General features: G+C 73.2%; 15 protein-coding genes. 6 read left to right on the forward strand and 9 right to left on the reverse strand.

All coding sequences use genetic code 11. From position 1 onward, the window contains the following. Positions 1–57: 57 nt before the first annotated feature. On the reverse strand, positions 58–2,283 hold the full coding sequence (locus tag ACIGW4_RS09365) for an ATP-dependent RecD-like DNA helicase (RefSeq protein WP_399579476.1): 2,226 nt from the start codon (positions 2,281–2,283) through the stop codon (positions 58–60). A 332-nt stretch (positions 2,284–2,615) separates the two neighbouring features. Here ACIGW4_RS09365 and ACIGW4_RS09370 point away from each other — a divergent pair, with 332 nt between their 5' ends. After that, positions 2,616–3,158, forward strand: coding sequence for a hypothetical protein (locus ACIGW4_RS09370; RefSeq protein WP_398708610.1), 543 nt, complete (start codon positions 2,616–2,618; stop codon positions 3,156–3,158). 131 nt (positions 3,159–3,289) lie between these two features. Here ACIGW4_RS09370 and ACIGW4_RS09375 read toward each other — a convergent pair whose 3' ends face one another. From ACIGW4_RS09375 to ACIGW4_RS09385, 3 genes are read right to left on the reverse strand one after another with little or no spacing between them, the layout of a single operon-like run. Continuing rightward, entirely contained in the window at positions 3,290–4,093 is an 804-nt protein-coding gene (locus ACIGW4_RS09375) for a sugar phosphate isomerase/epimerase family protein (RefSeq protein ID WP_398708608.1), read from the reverse strand. After that, positions 4,090–5,241: a dihydrodipicolinate synthase family protein gene (locus tag ACIGW4_RS09380; RefSeq protein ID WP_399579479.1), complete on the reverse strand. Its 1,152-nt coding sequence runs from the start codon at positions 5,239–5,241 to the stop codon at positions 4,090–4,092. The genes ACIGW4_RS09375 and ACIGW4_RS09380 overlap by 4 nt, the downstream gene beginning before the upstream one ends. Further along, the gene (locus tag ACIGW4_RS09385) at positions 5,238–6,389 is read right to left on the reverse strand and encodes a Gfo/Idh/MocA family protein (RefSeq protein ID WP_398708605.1); all 1,152 of its coding nucleotides are present in this window, start codon (positions 6,387–6,389) and stop codon (positions 5,238–5,240) included. Before ACIGW4_RS09385 ends, ACIGW4_RS09380 begins: the two co-directional genes overlap by 4 nt. Before the next feature lie 148 nt (positions 6,390–6,537). Here ACIGW4_RS09385 and ACIGW4_RS09390 point away from each other — a divergent pair, with 148 nt between their 5' ends. The 3 genes from ACIGW4_RS09390 to ACIGW4_RS09400 are packed head-to-tail and all read left to right on the forward strand — an operon-like array spanning position 6,538 to position 8,516. Beyond that, positions 6,538–7,584, forward strand: a complete 1,047-nt coding sequence (locus ACIGW4_RS09390) for a LacI family DNA-binding transcriptional regulator (RefSeq protein WP_399579481.1) — start codon at positions 6,538–6,540, stop codon at positions 7,582–7,584. Positions 7,585–7,625: 41 nt separating this feature from the next. Continuing rightward, positions 7,626–8,192: a Uma2 family endonuclease gene (locus tag ACIGW4_RS09395; protein ID WP_399579484.1), complete on the forward strand. Its 567-nt coding sequence runs from the start codon at positions 7,626–7,628 to the stop codon at positions 8,190–8,192. A 48-nt stretch (positions 8,193–8,240) separates the two neighbouring features. Next, complete coding sequence (locus ACIGW4_RS09400; protein WP_399579485.1) at positions 8,241–8,516, forward strand: hypothetical protein; 276 nt, start codon at positions 8,241–8,243, stop codon at positions 8,514–8,516. Positions 8,517–8,597: 81 nt separating this feature from the next. Here ACIGW4_RS09400 and ACIGW4_RS09405 read toward each other — a convergent pair whose 3' ends face one another. Next, positions 8,598–9,161 (reverse strand): AAA family ATPase, encoded by a 564-nt coding sequence (locus tag ACIGW4_RS09405; protein WP_399579487.1) that lies wholly within the window; start codon positions 9,159–9,161, stop codon positions 8,598–8,600. Continuing rightward, entirely contained in the window at positions 9,158–10,153 is a 996-nt protein-coding gene (locus ACIGW4_RS09410) for an EamA family transporter (protein WP_398708599.1), read from the reverse strand. The genes ACIGW4_RS09405 and ACIGW4_RS09410 overlap by 4 nt, the downstream gene beginning before the upstream one ends. A 125-nt stretch (positions 10,154–10,278) precedes the next feature. On the opposite strand from ACIGW4_RS09410, the gene ACIGW4_RS09415 reads away from it, so the two are divergent. Both ACIGW4_RS09415 and ACIGW4_RS09420 read left to right on the forward strand, forming a co-directional pair. Continuing rightward, positions 10,279–11,190, forward strand: coding sequence for a LysR substrate-binding domain-containing protein (locus ACIGW4_RS09415; protein WP_359587666.1), 912 nt, complete (start codon positions 10,279–10,281; stop codon positions 11,188–11,190). Between the two features lie 122 nt (positions 11,191–11,312). Continuing rightward, positions 11,313–13,166, forward strand: coding sequence for a glycoside hydrolase family 3 protein (locus ACIGW4_RS09420; RefSeq protein WP_398708598.1), 1,854 nt, complete (start codon positions 11,313–11,315; stop codon positions 13,164–13,166). A 637-nt stretch (positions 13,167–13,803) separates the two neighbouring features. Here the strand turns inward: ACIGW4_RS09420 and ACIGW4_RS09425 are convergent. The 3 genes from ACIGW4_RS09425 to ACIGW4_RS09435 all read right to left on the reverse strand — a co-directional run bounded on the left by ACIGW4_RS09425 (position 13,804) and on the right by ACIGW4_RS09435 (position 16,183). Next, positions 13,804–15,255 (reverse strand): aminopeptidase, encoded by a 1,452-nt coding sequence (locus tag ACIGW4_RS09425; protein WP_359587478.1) that lies wholly within the window; start codon positions 15,253–15,255, stop codon positions 13,804–13,806. Between the two features lie 99 nt (positions 15,256–15,354). After that, positions 15,355–15,780, reverse strand: coding sequence for a hypothetical protein (locus tag ACIGW4_RS09430; RefSeq protein ID WP_123452541.1), 426 nt, complete (start codon positions 15,778–15,780; stop codon positions 15,355–15,357). Between the two features lie 79 nt (positions 15,781–15,859). After that, a complete protein-coding gene (locus ACIGW4_RS09435; protein WP_398708596.1) occupies positions 15,860–16,183 on the reverse strand; it encodes a hypothetical protein in 324 nt (107 codons plus the stop codon). Positions 16,184–16,240: the final 57 nt, after the last annotated feature.

A 16,240-nucleotide genomic window follows, 5' to 3' on the forward strand; every position in this document is an offset into this window, starting at 1 on the left:
CGCCAACCTTCATATCCTGCCCCCTTCGCCCCGGTTCCGGTAGCCCTCCGTGATCTTTCACACGAGGGCGTCCCCTGTGAGCCGATGGGCGAGTGCGGTAAAGCGCCTGCCCGCCGAGACCGTACGGACCGCCTGGGCGATCGCCCGCCGGGAGCCGACCAGGACGACCAGCTTCCGGGCCCGGGTCACGGCCGTGTAGAGCAGGTTCCGCTGGAGCATCATCCAGGCGCTCATGGTGACCGGGATCACCACCGCCGGATACTCGCTGCCCTGCGAGCGGTGGATGGTGACCGCGTACGCGTGGGCGAGCTCGTCCAGCTCGTCGAAGTCGTACGGCACCTCCTCGTCCTCGTCCGTCCGCACGGTCAGCCGCTGCTCCACGGTGTCCAGAGCCGTGACGACGCCGACCGTACCGTTGAAGACCCCGTTGGCCCCCTTCTCATAGTTGTTCCGAATCTGGGTCACCTTGTCACCGACCCGGAAGACCCGGCCGCCGAACCGCTTCTCCGGCAGGTCCGGGCGGGCCGGGGTGATCGCCTGCTGGAGCAGCCCGTTCAGCGAGCCCGCGCCCGCCGGGCCCCGGTGCATGGGGGCGAGGACCTGGACGTCCCGGCGCGGGTCCAGGCCGAACTTGGCCGGAATGCGCCGGGCCGCGACGTCCACGGCGACCCGGGCGGCGTCCTCCGTCTCCTCCTCCGCGAAGAGGAAGAAGTCCGGCAGGCCCTGGGTCTGCGGCGGGGTGCCGGAGTTGATCCGGTGCGCGTTGACCACCACCCCGGACTGCTGGGCCTGCCGGAAGATCCGGGTCAGCCGCACCGCCGGCACGGGGCTGCCCGGGGAGAGCAGATCGCCGAGGACCTCGCCCGCTCCGACCGACGGCAGCTGGTCGACGTCCCCCACCAGCAGCAGATGGGCGCCCGGCGCCACGGCCTTGACCAGCTTGTTCGCCAGGAGCAGGTCGAGCATGGAGGCCTCGTCGACGACGACCAGATCGGCGTCGAGCGGCCGGTCCCGGTCGTAGGCCGCGTCCCCGCCCGGCTTCAGCTCCAGGAGCCGGTGCACCGTGGAGGCCTCGGCGCCGGTCAGCTCGGCGAGCCGCTTGGCGGCCCGCCCGGTGGGGGCGGCGAGCACGACCTTGGCCTTCTTGGCCCGGGCCAGCTCCACGATCGAGCGGACCGTGAAGGACTTCCCGCAGCCGGGGCCGCCGGTGAGCACGGCGACCTTGCGGGTGAGGGCGAGCCGCACGGCCTCCTCCTGCTCGGGCGCCAGCGACGCCCCCGTCCGGTCGGCGAGCCAGGCCAGCGCCTTGTCCCAGGCCACGTCCCGGAAGGCCGGCATCCGGTCCTCCTCGGTCCGCAGGAGCCGCCGGAGCTGACCGGCCAGGGACAGCTCGGCCCGGTGGAAGGGGATCAGGTACACGGCCGTGACGGGCGTCCCCTCGGGGCCGGGCACGACCTCCCGCACGACCCCCTCGGGATCCTCGGCGAGCTCGCCGAGGCACTCGATGACGAGCCCGGTGTCGACCTGCAGCAGCTTCACGGCGTCCGCGATCAGCCGCTCCTCGGGGAGGAAGCAGTGCCCCTGGTCGCTGGACTGCGACAGCGCGTACTGCAGGCCGGCCTTCACCCGCTCGGGGCTGTCGTGCGGGATGCCGACGGCCTGGGCGATCCTGTCGGCGGTGAGGAACCCGATGCCCCACACGTCGGCGGCCAGGCGGTAGGGCTGGTTCCTCACGACCGAGATCGACGCGTCCCCGTACTTCTTGTAGATCCGCACGGCGATGGAGGTCGAGACGCCGACGCCCTGGAGGAAGACCATCACCTCCTTGATCGCCTTCTGCTCCTCCCAGGCCGCCGTGATGTTCTTGGTCCGCTTGGGCCCGAGACCGGGGACCTCGATCAGGCGGGCGGGGGCCTCTTCGAGGATGTCGAGGGTGTCGAGCCCGAAGTGCTGCGTGATGCGGTCGGCGAAGACCGGGCCGATGCCCTTGATCAGCCCGGAGCCGAGATAGCGCCGGATGCCCTGGATCGTGGCCGGCAGGACGGTCGTGTAGTTGTCGACGGTGAACTGCTTGCCGTACTGCGGATGCGACCCCCAGCGGCCCTCCATCCGCAGCGACTCCCCCGGCTGCGCGCCGAGCAGCGCCCCGACGACCGTGAGCAGGTCCCCGGCGCCCCGCCCGGTGTCGACCCGGGCGACCGTGTACCCGCTCTCCTCGTTGGCGTAGGTGATCCGCTCCAGGACACCTTCGACCACTGCCGGCCCGCGACCCTCGTTGGACATGCCTCGACGGTAGCGAAGGGGTCGGACATCGTGGGGCGCGGGAACGTCCTCCCCGTCCCGGACGGGGACGACGGCTTCACCACGGTCGCCCGCGTGCCCAAGGAGGTCGAGCAGCAGGACGTGTGCCCCCAGGGCGGGTGACCGCCGCCGCCCCCCGGGATGGCGTTGATTCGCCACATGGCGCGCTTGATCGTCCCCCGTGCCGTGGCGACCACCGCGTGAATGTGCTGCTGATCCCCGGAAAGCGCGTATGGGCGCCTTCGTCAAGATAGCTGCGCTTGCCACCCACCTGTCCTGATTCTCCCTTCAAGGCGCCCCCCGCTGCCGGAACGATGAGCGTGCCTTCGGGCGGCGGTCACGACCGGGCCGCCGACGTCACCAACGCGAGGGGAAACAAGGGCATGAAGTGGATCAAGAGCCTGGCCATGACGGGCGCGGCCGTGGTGCTGACCGCCGGCCAACTGCTGGCGGGCACCGCGTCGGCCGCGCCCGCGGCCGACCGGGCGGACGGCCTCCAGCGGAAGGTCGACGCCTACCTGGCGAGCCACCCCGGCGAGCGCCAGCTCGGCGAGGGCAAGGCGACCATGCCCGGCGGATCGGTCACCTTCTCCACCCCCGGCACCGCCGACGCCACCGCCATCAGCTGCAGCTACGGGCACCTGTGCATCCAGGACGGCAACGGCAGCCGCTGGGACTACTACTACTGCGGCTACTACGACTTCTCCGGTGTCGGCGACGGGTACTTCAACAACAACCAGACCTCGGGCACCGTCGCGAGGTTCTACAACAACGACGGCAGCCTCCGCTGGACCAGCAGGGCCCCGCAGAGCGGCACGGCCTCGTGGACGCCGGTGTACCACATCCGCCCCTGTTGATCCGATCCGTCCGAAGCCCGGCCGGTGTTCCCGGAGTCCGGCCGCCCGGCGCTCCGCCCCCCACGTCGGTGGGGCGGAGCGCCGTCCGGTCCGGGGCTTTCCGGAGGCCGCCCGCGCCGGCCCGTGGCGCGTCACACCGCCAGGAACGCCTCCAGCGTCTCCTCCAGGACCTCCGCGCCGTCCCTCGCCCACAGGGCGTCGTTGAAGAGCTCCACCTCGACCGGGCCCGTGTAGCCGGCCTTCTCGACGAGGTCCGCCCAGGCGGCGAGGTCGATCGCCCCCGTGCCCAGCTGGCCCCGGCCGTTGAGGACGCCCGCCGGGAGCGGGGTGGTCCAGTCGGCGAGCTGGAAGGAGTGGACGCGGCCCGCCGCGCCCGCGCGTTCCACCGCCGCCGGGGCCCGGTCGTCCCACCAGAGGTGGTACGTGTCGACCGTGACGCCGACCTGGGAGGCGGGGAAGTGCTCCGCGATCTCCAGGGCCTGGTCCAGCGTCGACACCGCGCACCGGTCCGAGGCGTACATCGGGTGCAGGGGCTCGATCGCCAGGCGGACGCCCCGCTCCCCCGCGTACGGGGCGAGCGCGCCGATCGCCTCCGTGATGCGGGCGCGGGCGGCGGGCAGGTCGGGGAAGGCGGGGGTGAGGCCGCCGGAGACCAGGACGAGGGTGTCGGTGCCGAGGGCGACGGCCTCGTCGATCGCCGCGCGGTTCTCCGCCTCCCAGCCGTCCGAGGTGAAGAAGCCGCCCCGGCAGAGGGTGGTGACGGCGAGCCCCGCGTCCCGCACGAGGGCGGCCGCGGCCTCCACTCCGTACTCCCGGACCGGTTCGCGCCACAGGCCCACGCCGGGGACGCCAAGCCGGACGCACTCCCGCACGAGGTCGGGGAGGGCCAGCTGCCTCACCGTCATCTGGTTGAGGGAGAAGCGGTCGGGGTTCACTGCGGGACTCCGTACACGGTGAGGAGCGAGCGCATCCGGGACTCGGCGCGGGCCGGGTCCGGGAACAGGCCGAGGCCGTCGGCGAGTTCGTAGGCGCGGGCCAGGTGCGGGAGCGAGCGGGCGGACTGCAGGCCGCCGACCATCGTGAAGTGCTCCTGGTGGCCGGCCAGCCAGGCCAGGAACACCACGCCCGTCTTGTAGAAGCGGGTGGGGGCCCGGAAGAGGTGCCGGGAGAGGGCGACGGTGGGGTCGAGGACCTTGCGGAAGCCGTCGGCGTCGCCGGTGTCGAGGATCCGGACCGCCTCGGCCGCCAGCGGGCCCAGCGGGTCGAAGACGCCGAGGAGGGCGTGGCTGAAGCCCTGCTCGTCGCCCGCGATCAGCTCCGGGTAGTGGAAGTCGTCGCCCGTGTAGCAGCGGACGCCCCCGGGGAGGCGGCGGCGCAGCCCGACCTCGCGCCGGGCGTCGAGGAGCGAGACCTTGATGCCGTCGACCTTGTCGGGGTGGGCGGCGATCACGTCGAGGAAGGTCTCGGTGGCCGCGTCCAGGTCGGCCGATCCCCAGTAGCCGTCGAGCTCCGGGTCGAACATCGGGCCCAGCCAGTGCAGGATCACCGGCTCGCCCGCCTGGCGGAGGAGGTGGCCGTAGAGGTCGAGGTAGTCCTCGGGGCCGGTCGCGGCTGCGGCGAGGGCGCGGGAGGCCATGAGGACGGCCTGCGCGCCCGACTCCTCGACGACCGCGAGCTGTTCCTCGTAGGCCGCGCGGACCTCCGCGAGCGTGCCGCCCGCGATCTGGTCGGTGCCGGCGCCGCAGGCGATCCGGCCGCCGACCGCCCGGGCCTCGGCGGCGGACCGGCGGATCAGCTCGGCCGCGCCCGCCCAGTCGAGGCCCATCCCGCGCTGGGCGGTGTCCATGGCCTCGGCGACCCCGAGGCCGTGGGACCAGAGGTGGCGGCGGAAGGCGAGGGTGGCGTCCCAGTCGACGGCGGCCGGGGAGTCGGGGGTGGTGTCGGCGTACGGGTCGGCGACGACGTGCGCGGCGGAGAAGACCGTACGGGAGGTCAGGGGGCCGGTCGCGGAGAGCGCGAGCGGTTCGGCACGGGGGGTGTACGCGCGCGTGGAGCCGTCCGGGAGCGGCAGGCGGAGCGTCACAGCGTCACCTCCGGGACCTCCAGGCGGCGGCCCTCGGCGGCGGACCTCAGGCCCAGTTCGGCGAGCTGGACGCCGCGGGCGCCGGCGAGGAGGTCCCAGCGGTAGGGCTCGTCGAGGACGACGTGCCGGAGGAACAGCTCCCACTGGGCCTTGAAGCCGTTGTCGAACTCGGCGTTGTCGGGGACCTCCTGCCACTGGTCGCGGAAGGAGTGGGTGGCGGGGACGTCGGGGTTCCAGACCGGCTTGGGGGTCAGGCTCCGGTGCTGGACGCGGCAGTCGCGCAGGCCCGCGACGGCGGAGCCGTGGGTGCCGTCGACCTGGAACTCGACGAGTTCGTCGCGGTGGACGCGGACCGCCCAGGAGGAGTTGATCTGGGCGACGGCGCCGCCCTCCAGCTGGAAGATGCCGTACGCGGCGTCGTCGGCGGTGGCGGCGTACGGCTTGCCCTGCTCGTCCCAGCGCCGCGGGACGTGGGTGGCGACCTGGGCGGTGACGGAGGTGACCCGGCCGAACAGCTCGTGGAGCACGTACTCCCAGTGCGGGAACATGTCGACGACGATGCCGCCGCCGTCCTCCGCGCGGTAGTTCCAGCTGGGGCGCTGGGCGTCCTGCCAGTCGCCCTCGAAGACCCAGTAGCCGAACTCGCCGCGCACGGACAGGATCTCGCCGAAGAAGCCGCCGTCGACGAGCCGCTTGAGCTTGAGGAGGCCGGGGAGGAACAGCTTGTCCTGGACGACGCCGTGCTTGACGCCCTTCTCCCGGGCCAGGCGGGCGAGTTCGAGGGCGCCGGCGAGGTCGGTGGCGGTGGGCTTCTCGGTGTAGACGTGCTTGCCGGCGGCGATGGCCCGGGTGAGGGCGTCGACGCGGGCGGAGGTGACCTGGGCGTCGAAGTAGACGTCGATCGTCCCGTCGGCGAGGACGGCGTCGAGGTCGGTGGACCACTCGGTGAGGCCGTGGCGCTCGGCGAGGGCGCGCAGGGCGTGCTCGCGGCGGCCGACGAGGACGGGCTCGGGCCAGAGGGTCTCGCCGTTGCCGAGGTCGAGGCCGCCCTGGTCGCGCAGGGCGAGGATCGAGCGGACGAGGTGCTGGCGGTGTCCCATGCGGCCGGTGACGCCGTTCATGGCGATGCGGACTGTCCTGCGTGTCACGAAAGGTTCCTCTCCGCGGTGCTCCGCGCCCTCGGTCCGTCCGAATCCGCGGGTGGAGCCGGACCCCTGGATAGAAAGCGCTTTCCATCGGGGGTGACGCTAGCCTGCCGACATCGCCGCCGACAAGGGCCCTGGAGGTACGCACACGATGACCGTCACCCTGGCGGACGTGGCCGCCCGCGCACGGGTCTCCCCCGCCACCGTCTCCCGCGTCCTGAACGGCAACTACCCGGTCGCCGCGTCGACCCGGGAGCGGGTGCTGAAGGCCGTGGACGAGCTCGACTACGTCCTCAACGGCCCCGCGAGCGCCCTCGCCGCCGCCACCTCCGACCTGGTCGGCGTCCTCGTCAACGACATCGCCGACCCCTTCTTCGGGATCATGGCGAGCGCGGCGCAGAGCGCGATCGGGGAGAGCGCCACGGGGCGCGGCGGGGGCGAGAAGCTCGCCGTCGTCTGCAACACCGGCGGCTCCCCCGAGCGCGAGCTGACCTACCTCACCCTGCTCCAGCGGCAGCGGGCCGCGGCCGTGATCCTCATGGGCGGCTCCCTGGAGGACCCCGGGCACCTCGCGGCGACGGCCGGCAAGCTGACGAAGCTGGCGGAGGCGGGGACCCGGGTCGTGCTGTGCGGGCGGCCGCCGGTGCCGGGGGACGCGAGCGCGGCGGCGCTCGTCTTCGACAACCGCGCCGGCGCGCGCCGCCTCACCGAGCACCTGCTCGGCCTCGGGCACCGGCGGATCGGTTACGTGGCGGGCCCGGCCGACCGCACCACCACCCGGCACCGCCTGGAGGGCCACCGGGAGGCCCTCGCGGCGGCGGGCGTCCCCGAGGGGCCGACGGTCCACGGGCCGTACGACCGCGCCTCCGGCCACGGGGCCGCGGCCGAGCTCCTCGCCCGCGACCCGCACCTCACGGCCGTCGTCGCGGCCAACGACACGGTGGCGCTGGGCGTCTGCGCGGCCCTGCGGGAGCGGGGGCTCTCCGTCCCCGGGGACGTGTCGGTCGCGGGCTTCGACGACCTCCCGTTCTCGGTGGACGCGGTCCCCGCCCTCACGACGGTCCGCCTCCCGCTCCACGAGGCGGGCGTCCGGGCCGGCCGCCTGGCGATGGGCGCGGAGGAGCCCCCGGCGGGGGGCGAGGAGACGGTGCCGGGGGAGCTGGTGGTGCGGGGGTCGACGGGGGCGCCTCGGGGGTGAGCGGCCGCTATCGTGGTGACGAGCGCCACACGGAGGATCGCATGACGGCCATACTGATGGACCTTTCCAGTGCCTGGGACGTCCTGGACGGCGTCTCTCTGCCCAACGGCTACCGCGTAGAGATCACGGACGGAAAGATCATCATGACGCCCCAGGGCGAGGACCAGTCCGACGTTCTCATCGAGGCTGCCCCTCAGATCAAGAAGCAGCTCGCGGGCCATGGCAAGGTGCTGTCCGACGTCATGATCGACTTCCCGTCGAGCCTTTACGGCTACGCCCCTGACCTGGCCATCATCGCCCCGGGCTCCGAGCGGAACAGGCGCGGCCGCTTCGAGTGGCACAGCCTGGAGGCCGTACTGGAGATCATCTCGCTCAGCACACGGGACAACGACTTCGAGAAGAAGCTCCGGATGTACGCGGAGTGCGCGATCCCGCTCTACGTGATCATCGACCCGTCCGAGAACGTCTGCACCCTCCACAGCAGGCCCGCCCGCACCGGCGTCTACGCGGAGCAGGAGAGCATCCCCTTCGGCGAGGACCTCGTCCTGCCCCTCGAAGGGCGCGAGATCGTCGTGAAGACCGACGGCTTCCCGCGCGCCGAAGGCTGAACGCACCGTACCCCTTCGGGAGGGTTCCTCCCGATCGGCCTGACGGGCATGCGCACGCGCGTCATGCGGAACGCCGCCCAGCCGTTCGGCACTCCGGACCCGGCCCGGCCGAACATCTCGGCCACCATCTGGCGCACCCTCACGGACCTGACGAACCGGGTGTACGCCTTCGAGTCCTCGTACTCCCCCGACGTCGTCTGGACCCGGCTCGACGCGCTCGACTTCGAACGGGCGGCGCGGCTCGACCTCTCGGTGGAGGGGCTCGTGGGGGACGTCAGCGACCGCTACGAGCCGGCCGAGCCGTTCGACTTCGCGTCGGCGTAGGCCTGGGTCCGGGGCTTCGGCATCGGCTTCGGGTTCGGCATCGGGTTCGGCTTCGACTTCGCCTCAGTCATCGGCGTCGACTCAGGCGTCGGCGGTGAGGCCCGTCGCCGCGAGGACCGCGTCGACCGTCTCCTCGACCGTCTGCTCCGCGTTGTCGATCCAGACGCCCTCGCCGGAGAGTTCGGCGCGCATGGCCTCGTCCAGGAACGCCCAGTTCGTGGTCAGCTTCTTGTGACGGGCGTTGTTGCGCTCCCAGGCCTTGTCCGGGCCGGGGGCCAGGATCACCGTCCGGAACGGGACCGCCCGAGCGTGGGCGCGGTAGAAGTCCAGGTGGGAGCGGCGCACGACCACGTCGTCGAGGACCGGCAGGAAGCCCGCCGCGGCGAAGCTGTCCGCGAGGAGGCAGCCGTTGCGGGCGCGCAGCAGGATCTGCCGGTCCGCCTCCGGGTCGCCGTCCGGACTCGGCCAGTGGCCGCCACGGACGATCAGCTCCTGGAGGCGGTCGACCTCGATGTGCGCGGCCCGGGCGAAACGGGCCGCGAGGGCTGCCGCGACGGTGCTCTTCCCGCTGCCGGGGATGCCCGCCAGCAGGACGGCGCCGGGGGCGGGCCCGGCGCTGTCGACGGTGACGTTCTCGAAGGTCATACGGGCCTTCCCTCGCGGGCGGGACGCGGGAACGATACGGCCGCGGGCCCGTCGGACGCCACGGGTTTCCGGCCCGTGCCCCCTCCCGCGCCCCGCCGCGGCGCGAAGGACGTCAGCGCCACGCCCCCCACGAGCAGCGCGGCCGCGCACCAGCGGAGGGGGCTCACACCCTCCCCCAGGAACAGCGCGGCCGAGGACATGCCGAAGACGGGGACGAGGAGGGAGAAGGGGGCGACGGAGGAGGCGGGGTGGCGACGGAGGAGCCATCCCCAGGCGCCGAAGCCGAAGACGGTCGTGATCCAGGCGACGTAGACGATGACGCCGACGCCGGTCCAGTCGAGCCCGCGCAGGGCCGCGAGGTCGCGCTCGGGCCCCTCCAGGAGGAGGGAGAGGGCGAGGAGCGGCAGGACGGGCACGGTGCTGACCCAGACCATGAAGTTGAGCGCGTCGGGCGGGGCGGCCTTGCGGGTGAGGACGTTGGAGACGCCCCAGCAGGCCGCCGCGGCGATCACCAGGGCGAAGCCGGTCACGGAACCCGCCGCGCCCTCGTCGACGGCGGCGACGCCGATGCCGGCGAGGGCGACGGCCATGCCGACGAGCTTGCGGCGCCCGGGGCGTTCGCCGAGGGCGGCGAAGGCGAAGAGGGCGGTGAAGACGGCCTGGACCTGGAGGACGAGGGAGGAGAGCCCGGCCGGGGCGCCGAGGTCCATGCCGGTGAAGAGGAGCCCGAACTTGGCCACGCCGAGCACGAGGCCGACGCCCACGATCGACTTCCAGGCGACCTTCGGGCGGCCGACGAGGAAGACCGCCGGCAGGGCGGCGACGAGGAAGCGGAGGGCGGAGAAGAGCAGCGGCGGGAAGTGGTCGAGGCCGATCTCGATGACGACGAAGTTGACCCCCCAGACGGCGGCGACCAGGGCGGCGAGGGTGATGTGGGCAGGGGCGAGTCGGCCCGGGCCGGAACCGGCCGGGGCGGTGCGTGCGGGGTGCATGCGGTCGAGCATGGCCGCCGCCGACCGTGTAGCACCAGCACGGATTCCTTCATGGTGAGATGAAGCGTTGCTACATCGACCGCATGCGCCCCACCCCCTCGCCCCTTCCCGCCCAGGAGCTGCCCGTGCTGGATCTCGGCCGTCTTCGCGCCCTGCACGCCGTCGCCGTCCACGGCAGCGTCGGCGCCGCCGCCACCGCCCTCGGCTACACCCCCTCCGCGGTCTCCCAGCAGATCGCGAAGCTGGAGCGGGAGACCCGCACGACCCTGCTCGAACGCAGCGGACGCGGCATCCGGCTCACCGACGACGCCCATCAACTCGCTTCCACAGCACGGAAGTTGCTGGCACTGGTCGAGGAGGCGGAGGTACGGCTCGAAGAGCGGCGGGGCCGGCCCGCCGGGCGGCTCACGATCGCCTGCTTCGCGAGCGCGGCGCGCGGACTGATGCCCCGGGTGCTGGCCGAGCTGGCCCGGCTCCACCCCGAGCTCGACGCCCGCCTCTCGGAGGTGGACCCGCACCTCTCGATCGACCTGGTGGCGCGGGGCGTGATCGACCTGGCGGTGGCGCACGACTGGGACATCGCGCCGCTGCCGACGCCGCCGGGCGTCGAGCAGGTGGTCATCGGCGACGACCTGTGCGACATCCTCGTCCACCGGGACCATCCCCTGGCGGCGCGGGAGTCGGTGCGCCGGGAGGAGCTGGCGGCGGAGCGGTGGATCTCGCAGCCGCCGGGGACGGTCTGCCACGACTGGCTCACGCGGACGCTGCGGGCGACCGGGTACGAACCGCTGATCGTCCATCAGGCGGAGGAGAACCACACGCAGGTGGCCCTGGTGGCGGCCGGCCTGGGGATCGCCCTGGTCCCGCGCCTGGGACGGGGCGCGCTGCCGCCGGAGGTGACGCCGGTGCGGCTCGACCCGACGCCGACGCGCCGGCTGCACGCCATGTGGCGGACGGGTGCGGCGCGGCGCCCGGCGATCCGGGAGACGGTCCGTACGCTCCAGGAGCTCTGGCCCTCGATCGCGTCGGCCGGGTGAGCCCCGTGCGGGGATTCCCGTGCGGGGATTCCTGCGCGGATCCTTGACCTGGCAGTTACTTTCGGGCTATCCGTGACACCTTGGAAGTTTCCTTCAACCTTGCACGGCCGGAAGGAGCATCAGTGCACCACCGCGCCCCCGCCCCCTCCCGACGCACCCTCCTCACGGTGACCGCCGCAGCCGCCGCGGCGGCCGTCACCGGCGCCCTCGCCCCCACCGCCTCCGCGACCTCCTCCCCCACCTCCGCCTCCGAGTCGGAGACGAACGACCGCGCGCTCCGGCGGATCATCGACCGGATGTCGCTGGAGGAGAAGGTCGGCCAGCTCTTCGTGATGCGGGTCTACGGCCACTCCGCCACCGCCCCCGACCAGGCCGACATCGACGCCAACCTCGCCGAGATCGGCGTCCGCACCGCCGCCGAACTGGTCCAGCGCTACCACGTCGGCGGGATCATCTACTTCACCTGGGCCCACAACACCCGCGCCCCGCAGCAGATCGCGGACCTCTCCAACGGCATCCAGCAGGCCGCACTCGCCCAGCCCACCCCGATCCCGGTGCTCATCTCCACCGACCAGGAGCACGGCATCGTCTGCCGGGTCGGCAAGCCGGCCACCCTGCTGCCCGGCGCGATGGCCCTCGGCGCCGGCGGCTCGCACGCGGACGCCCGCAAGGCCGCGCAGATCGCGGGCGAGGAGCTCGCCGCCGTCGGCATCCGGCAGAACTACGCCCCCGTCGCCGACGTGAACGTCAACCCGGCCAACCCCGTCATCGGCGTCCGCTCCTTCGGCTCCGACCCGCAGGCGGTCGCCGGACTCGTCGCCGCGCAGGTCAAGGGATACCAGCGGGCCGGGGTCGCGGCCACCTCCAAGCACTTCCCCGGCCACGGCGACACCGCCGTCGACAGCCACTACGGCCTGCCGACGATCACCCACACCCGGGAGCAGTGGGCGGCGCTCGACGCGCCGCCGTTCCGGTCGGCGATCGACGCCGGCATCGACTCGATCATGACCGCGCACATCGTGGTCCCCGCGCTCGACCCCAGCGAGGACCCGGCGACCCTGTCCCGGCCCATCCTCACCGGCATCCTGCGCGAACAGTTCGGCTACGACGGCGTGGTCGTCACCGACTCCCTCGGCATGGAGGGCGTCCGCACCAAGTACGGCGACGAGCGCGTCCCGGTCCTCGCCCTGAAGGCGGGGGTCGACCAGCTGCTCAACCCGCCGAAGCTCGACGTCGCCTGGAACGCGGTCCTCCAGGCCGTCAAGGGCGGCGAACTGACGGAGGCACGGCTCGACGAATCGATCCTGCGGATCCTGCGGCTCAAGGCGAAGCTCGGACTCTTCCGGCAGGCGTACGCGATCCGGGCGGGCGTCGAACGGGTCGTCGGCAGCGAGGAGCACCTCGCCCACGCCGACCGGATCGCCGAGGCGACGACCACCCTCCTCCTCAACGAGGACGGCTTCCTGCCGCTGAGCCCGGCCACCCACCGTTCGGTCCTCGTCGTCGGCGCCGACCCGGCGTCGCCGTCGGGGACGACGGGCCCGCCGACGACCACGCTCGCGACGGCGCTGTCGGAACTGGGCTTCACGGCCACCGCCCTGTCGACCGGGATCACGCCGACGGCGGCGAAGATCGAGGAGGCGGTGGCGGCGGCGGCCGGCAAGGACGTGGTGCTCGTCGGCACGTACAACGTGTCGGCCACCAGTCCGCAGCGGACGCTCGTCTCGCGGCTCGTCGCGACGGGGGTGCCGGTGGTGACGGTCGCGATCCGGAACCCGTACGACGTGGCGCGCCTCGGGGGGCAGCGGGCCGCTCTCGCGACCTACTCCTGGACGGACGTCGAACTCCGGGCCGCCGCACGCGTCCTGGCCGGCCGGGCCCGCCCCGTCGGCCGCCTGCCGGTCCCGATCCAGCACGCGGAGGACCCGACGCGAGTGCTGTACCCGGTGGGCCACGGCTTGTCGTACACCCGCTGAGCCGCCCGGGCGGTGCCCCGTGCGTGCGCGCCGCCCGGGCGGTGCCCCGTGCGTGCGCGCCGCCCGGGCGGTGCCCCGCCGTATGGACCCGCGCCCGGGGCACCCCACCCGCGCGGGCCCACGCCCGCCGGGTCGGCACCCCTGCCCGTGCGGGCGCGCCCTGCGGGGCGTCGCCCCCTGCCCGTGTGGGCCCGCGCCCGGCGGGGCGGTGCCCCCGCCCACCCCCGTGTGGGCAATCGTCCCGCTGGGGCGGGACGGGTGGGCACACGGGACGGCGCCCTTAAGCGGCGCCTCCGCGTTCCGCGCCTGGACCCGCACCGACAGCGGTGGTGCACACGGGGTGCGGGTCCAGGCGCGTCAGCCTCTGGCGCCGGCAGGGCGCGGGTCCGTTGTGCCCACCCGTTCCGCCCCAGCGGAACGACTGCCCACAACGGCGGGGCACTGCCCCGGCGGGCGCAGCCCACAACAGGGGCGCGAGGGGCGGGCACCGCCCCGCGGGCGCAGCCCGCAACGGGGTGCGAGGGTGGGCACCGCCCCGCGGGCGCAGCTCGCAGCGGGGGGGAGCCGCCCCGTTGCGGGTGCCGCCTGCGGGGGGAAAAGGTTGGGGGCGCGCCCGCTTGAGGCGCGCCCCGTGGGGTCACGGGCGCAGGCCGTGTTCCCTGGTCGCGTCCTCGTCGACCACCGTGTCGATGCGCGCGTCGAACCGCGCCAGCGGCTGCCCCGCCTGGACCGCCGACGCGGGGACCCCGGCCCACGCCAGGATGCGGGCGGTGGCGTTCTCGCGCTCGGCGGGGACGAGCCCGGCGACGTTCGCGCCGTGGTTCATGCCCGGCGCCACGTAGACGAAGGAGTCGCGCGCGCCCTTGCCGAGGCGGAACTTCTCCGAGCCCCACGGGTCGTTGCCGCCGTAGACGAAGAGCATGTGGTTCGCGTTCTTGCGGACCCAGTCGTCGACGTCCCGCATGACCTGCGGCTTGAACTTCATGGGGATCGAGCTCGGCACGAAGCTGCTGGCCGGCTGGTAGCCGTAGCGGCTCAGGCCGTTCAGGTGCGGCTGCTTGATGGTGGGCGAGCCGAGCTCGGTGGCCGCCTGGTAGTAGTACGGCGTGTAGTACTCCAGGCCCTGGTCGGTGTAGGCGGACCAGCCGGAGTAGGCGTCGATCGTCTCGTAGACGGTGTCGTCGCTCGCGGTCGCCGCGTCCGGGATCTGGTCGCAGACGTCCTGGCCGTAGTACTGCCAGAAGCCCCACACGAAGTCGAGGACGACGGCCTCGTACGCCTTGTCGAGCGAGCCGACCGTGTTGAAGGTGGCGCCCTCGGACTCGGCCCAGGCCTTGTACTTCTTCTCCAGCGGCTCGCGCCGGACGAGCGCCTCGCGCTGCATGGCGTTCAGGCGGTCGCGGCAGTCCTTGGTGCCGACGGTCTCGAAGAACCGGTCGTAGGCCGAGTCCTCCTTGTTGACCACGTCGTTCGGGGCCACGTAGGCGACGACGCCGTCCATGTCGCGCGGGTAGAAGCGCTCGTAGTACGTGGCGGTCATGCCGCCCTTGGAGGCGCCGGTGGACAGCCACTTCTGGCCGTAGATCGACTTCAGCGCCGTGTAGATGCGGTGCTGGTCGCTGGCCGCCTGCCAGATGTCGAGCTTCGACCAGTCGGCCGGCTGCGGGCGGGACGGCGTGAAGAAGCGGTACTCCATGGAGACCTGGTTGCCGTCGACGATCCGCGTCGGCTCGGTCCGGCTCGGCGTGGTGGACAGCCCGTAGCCGCTGGTGCGGAAGACGGTGGGGCGGCTCGTGTCCTTGTGGAGGATCGAGATCCGCTGCTGGAACGTGCCCGCCCACGGGCGCTTGTGGTCGATCGGCTGTTCGTAGTTGAGGACGAAGTAGCGGTAGCCCGCGTACGGCTTCTCCTCGATCAGGCTCATCCCGGGGATCGCCAGGATGCGGTCCTTGATGTCGGTGCTCGTGCTCTGCGAGTCGACGACGGTCGCGCTGCCGGTCTCCGGGTCCGCGGCGGTGGCCACCCCGGTCGATCCGACGGTGCCTATGAGCACCGAAAGCGACAGCGCCCATCTCAGCGACTTGCGCATTCACCCTCCCCTTGGTTCACAACGGTGTCGCGAACCTAGCGGGGGCAACGTGCGGACCGCCAGACCCAGTTGATCCTTACTCTTGGACTTTCCTGTACATCAGCACAGGATCCAGCCCGTCGCCGTGCCCCGGCCCGCCACCGAACCGGTCGCCTTGACGCAGCGGTTGAGGGCGTGGACGGTCAGGGGGCCCACCTGCCGGTCGAAGCGTCCGGCCCGGACGACGGGGCGGGCGCCGCGCGGCTGGAGCGAGACGACCATCGGGCGGCGGGGTCCGGGGCGCTTGGCGACGGTGACGGCGCAGACGTACTGGCGGGTCCGGTAGAGGCGCAGTTCCCCGGTGGCGAAGGCGATCGTCCGGGTGGGCCGGCCGTGGCAGACGGCGGCGGCGTCGGCGCTCCCGCCGCCGGGGCCGGGTCCGGGGAGGAGGAGCAGCGCGAGGGCGGCGAGGAGCGGGACGAGCACACGGGCGAGGACGCGGGCTGGTGCGGGGCGGCGGTGCCCTTCGGACCGGTCCGTGGTCATGCGTTCCCCTCCCTGGGCGAGTCGTCGTACGGCCGTACGACGCACGGCGCCCCGGAATGGTTGCCTCCGGCTGTCCCGGTCATCCGAAGGTCGTCATGACCAGCGTCGCGAAGACGGCCTCCGCGCCGAACTGCACCCGGAACGCGGTCCGGGCGACCGTGGGACGCGACGCGGCCTGGGCGGTCACGAAGGCCACGGCCGCCACCGCCAGGCTCACGGCGTACGGGTAGCCGGGGGTGGAGCCGCAGCTCTCCCCGTACGTGATGCATCTGCCCGCGTTCTCGGCGGTGAGGGCGAGGAGACCGGCGAACACGGTCGTCGGGACGAGGAGGGCCGCCCAGATCAGGGACAGCCTCCGCAGCCGTCGGCTGTCCACGGGGGAGGCGGGGGTGTCGTGGCTCATGCCCCGATCCAAGCCCCCGGGACGGGGCGGGGGGATCCGCCGGGATACTCACCCGGC

The organism is Streptomyces sp. NPDC053513, assembly GCF_044544765.1.
GTDB lineage: Bacteria > Actinomycetota > Actinomycetes > Streptomycetales > Streptomycetaceae > Streptomyces > Streptomyces litmocidini.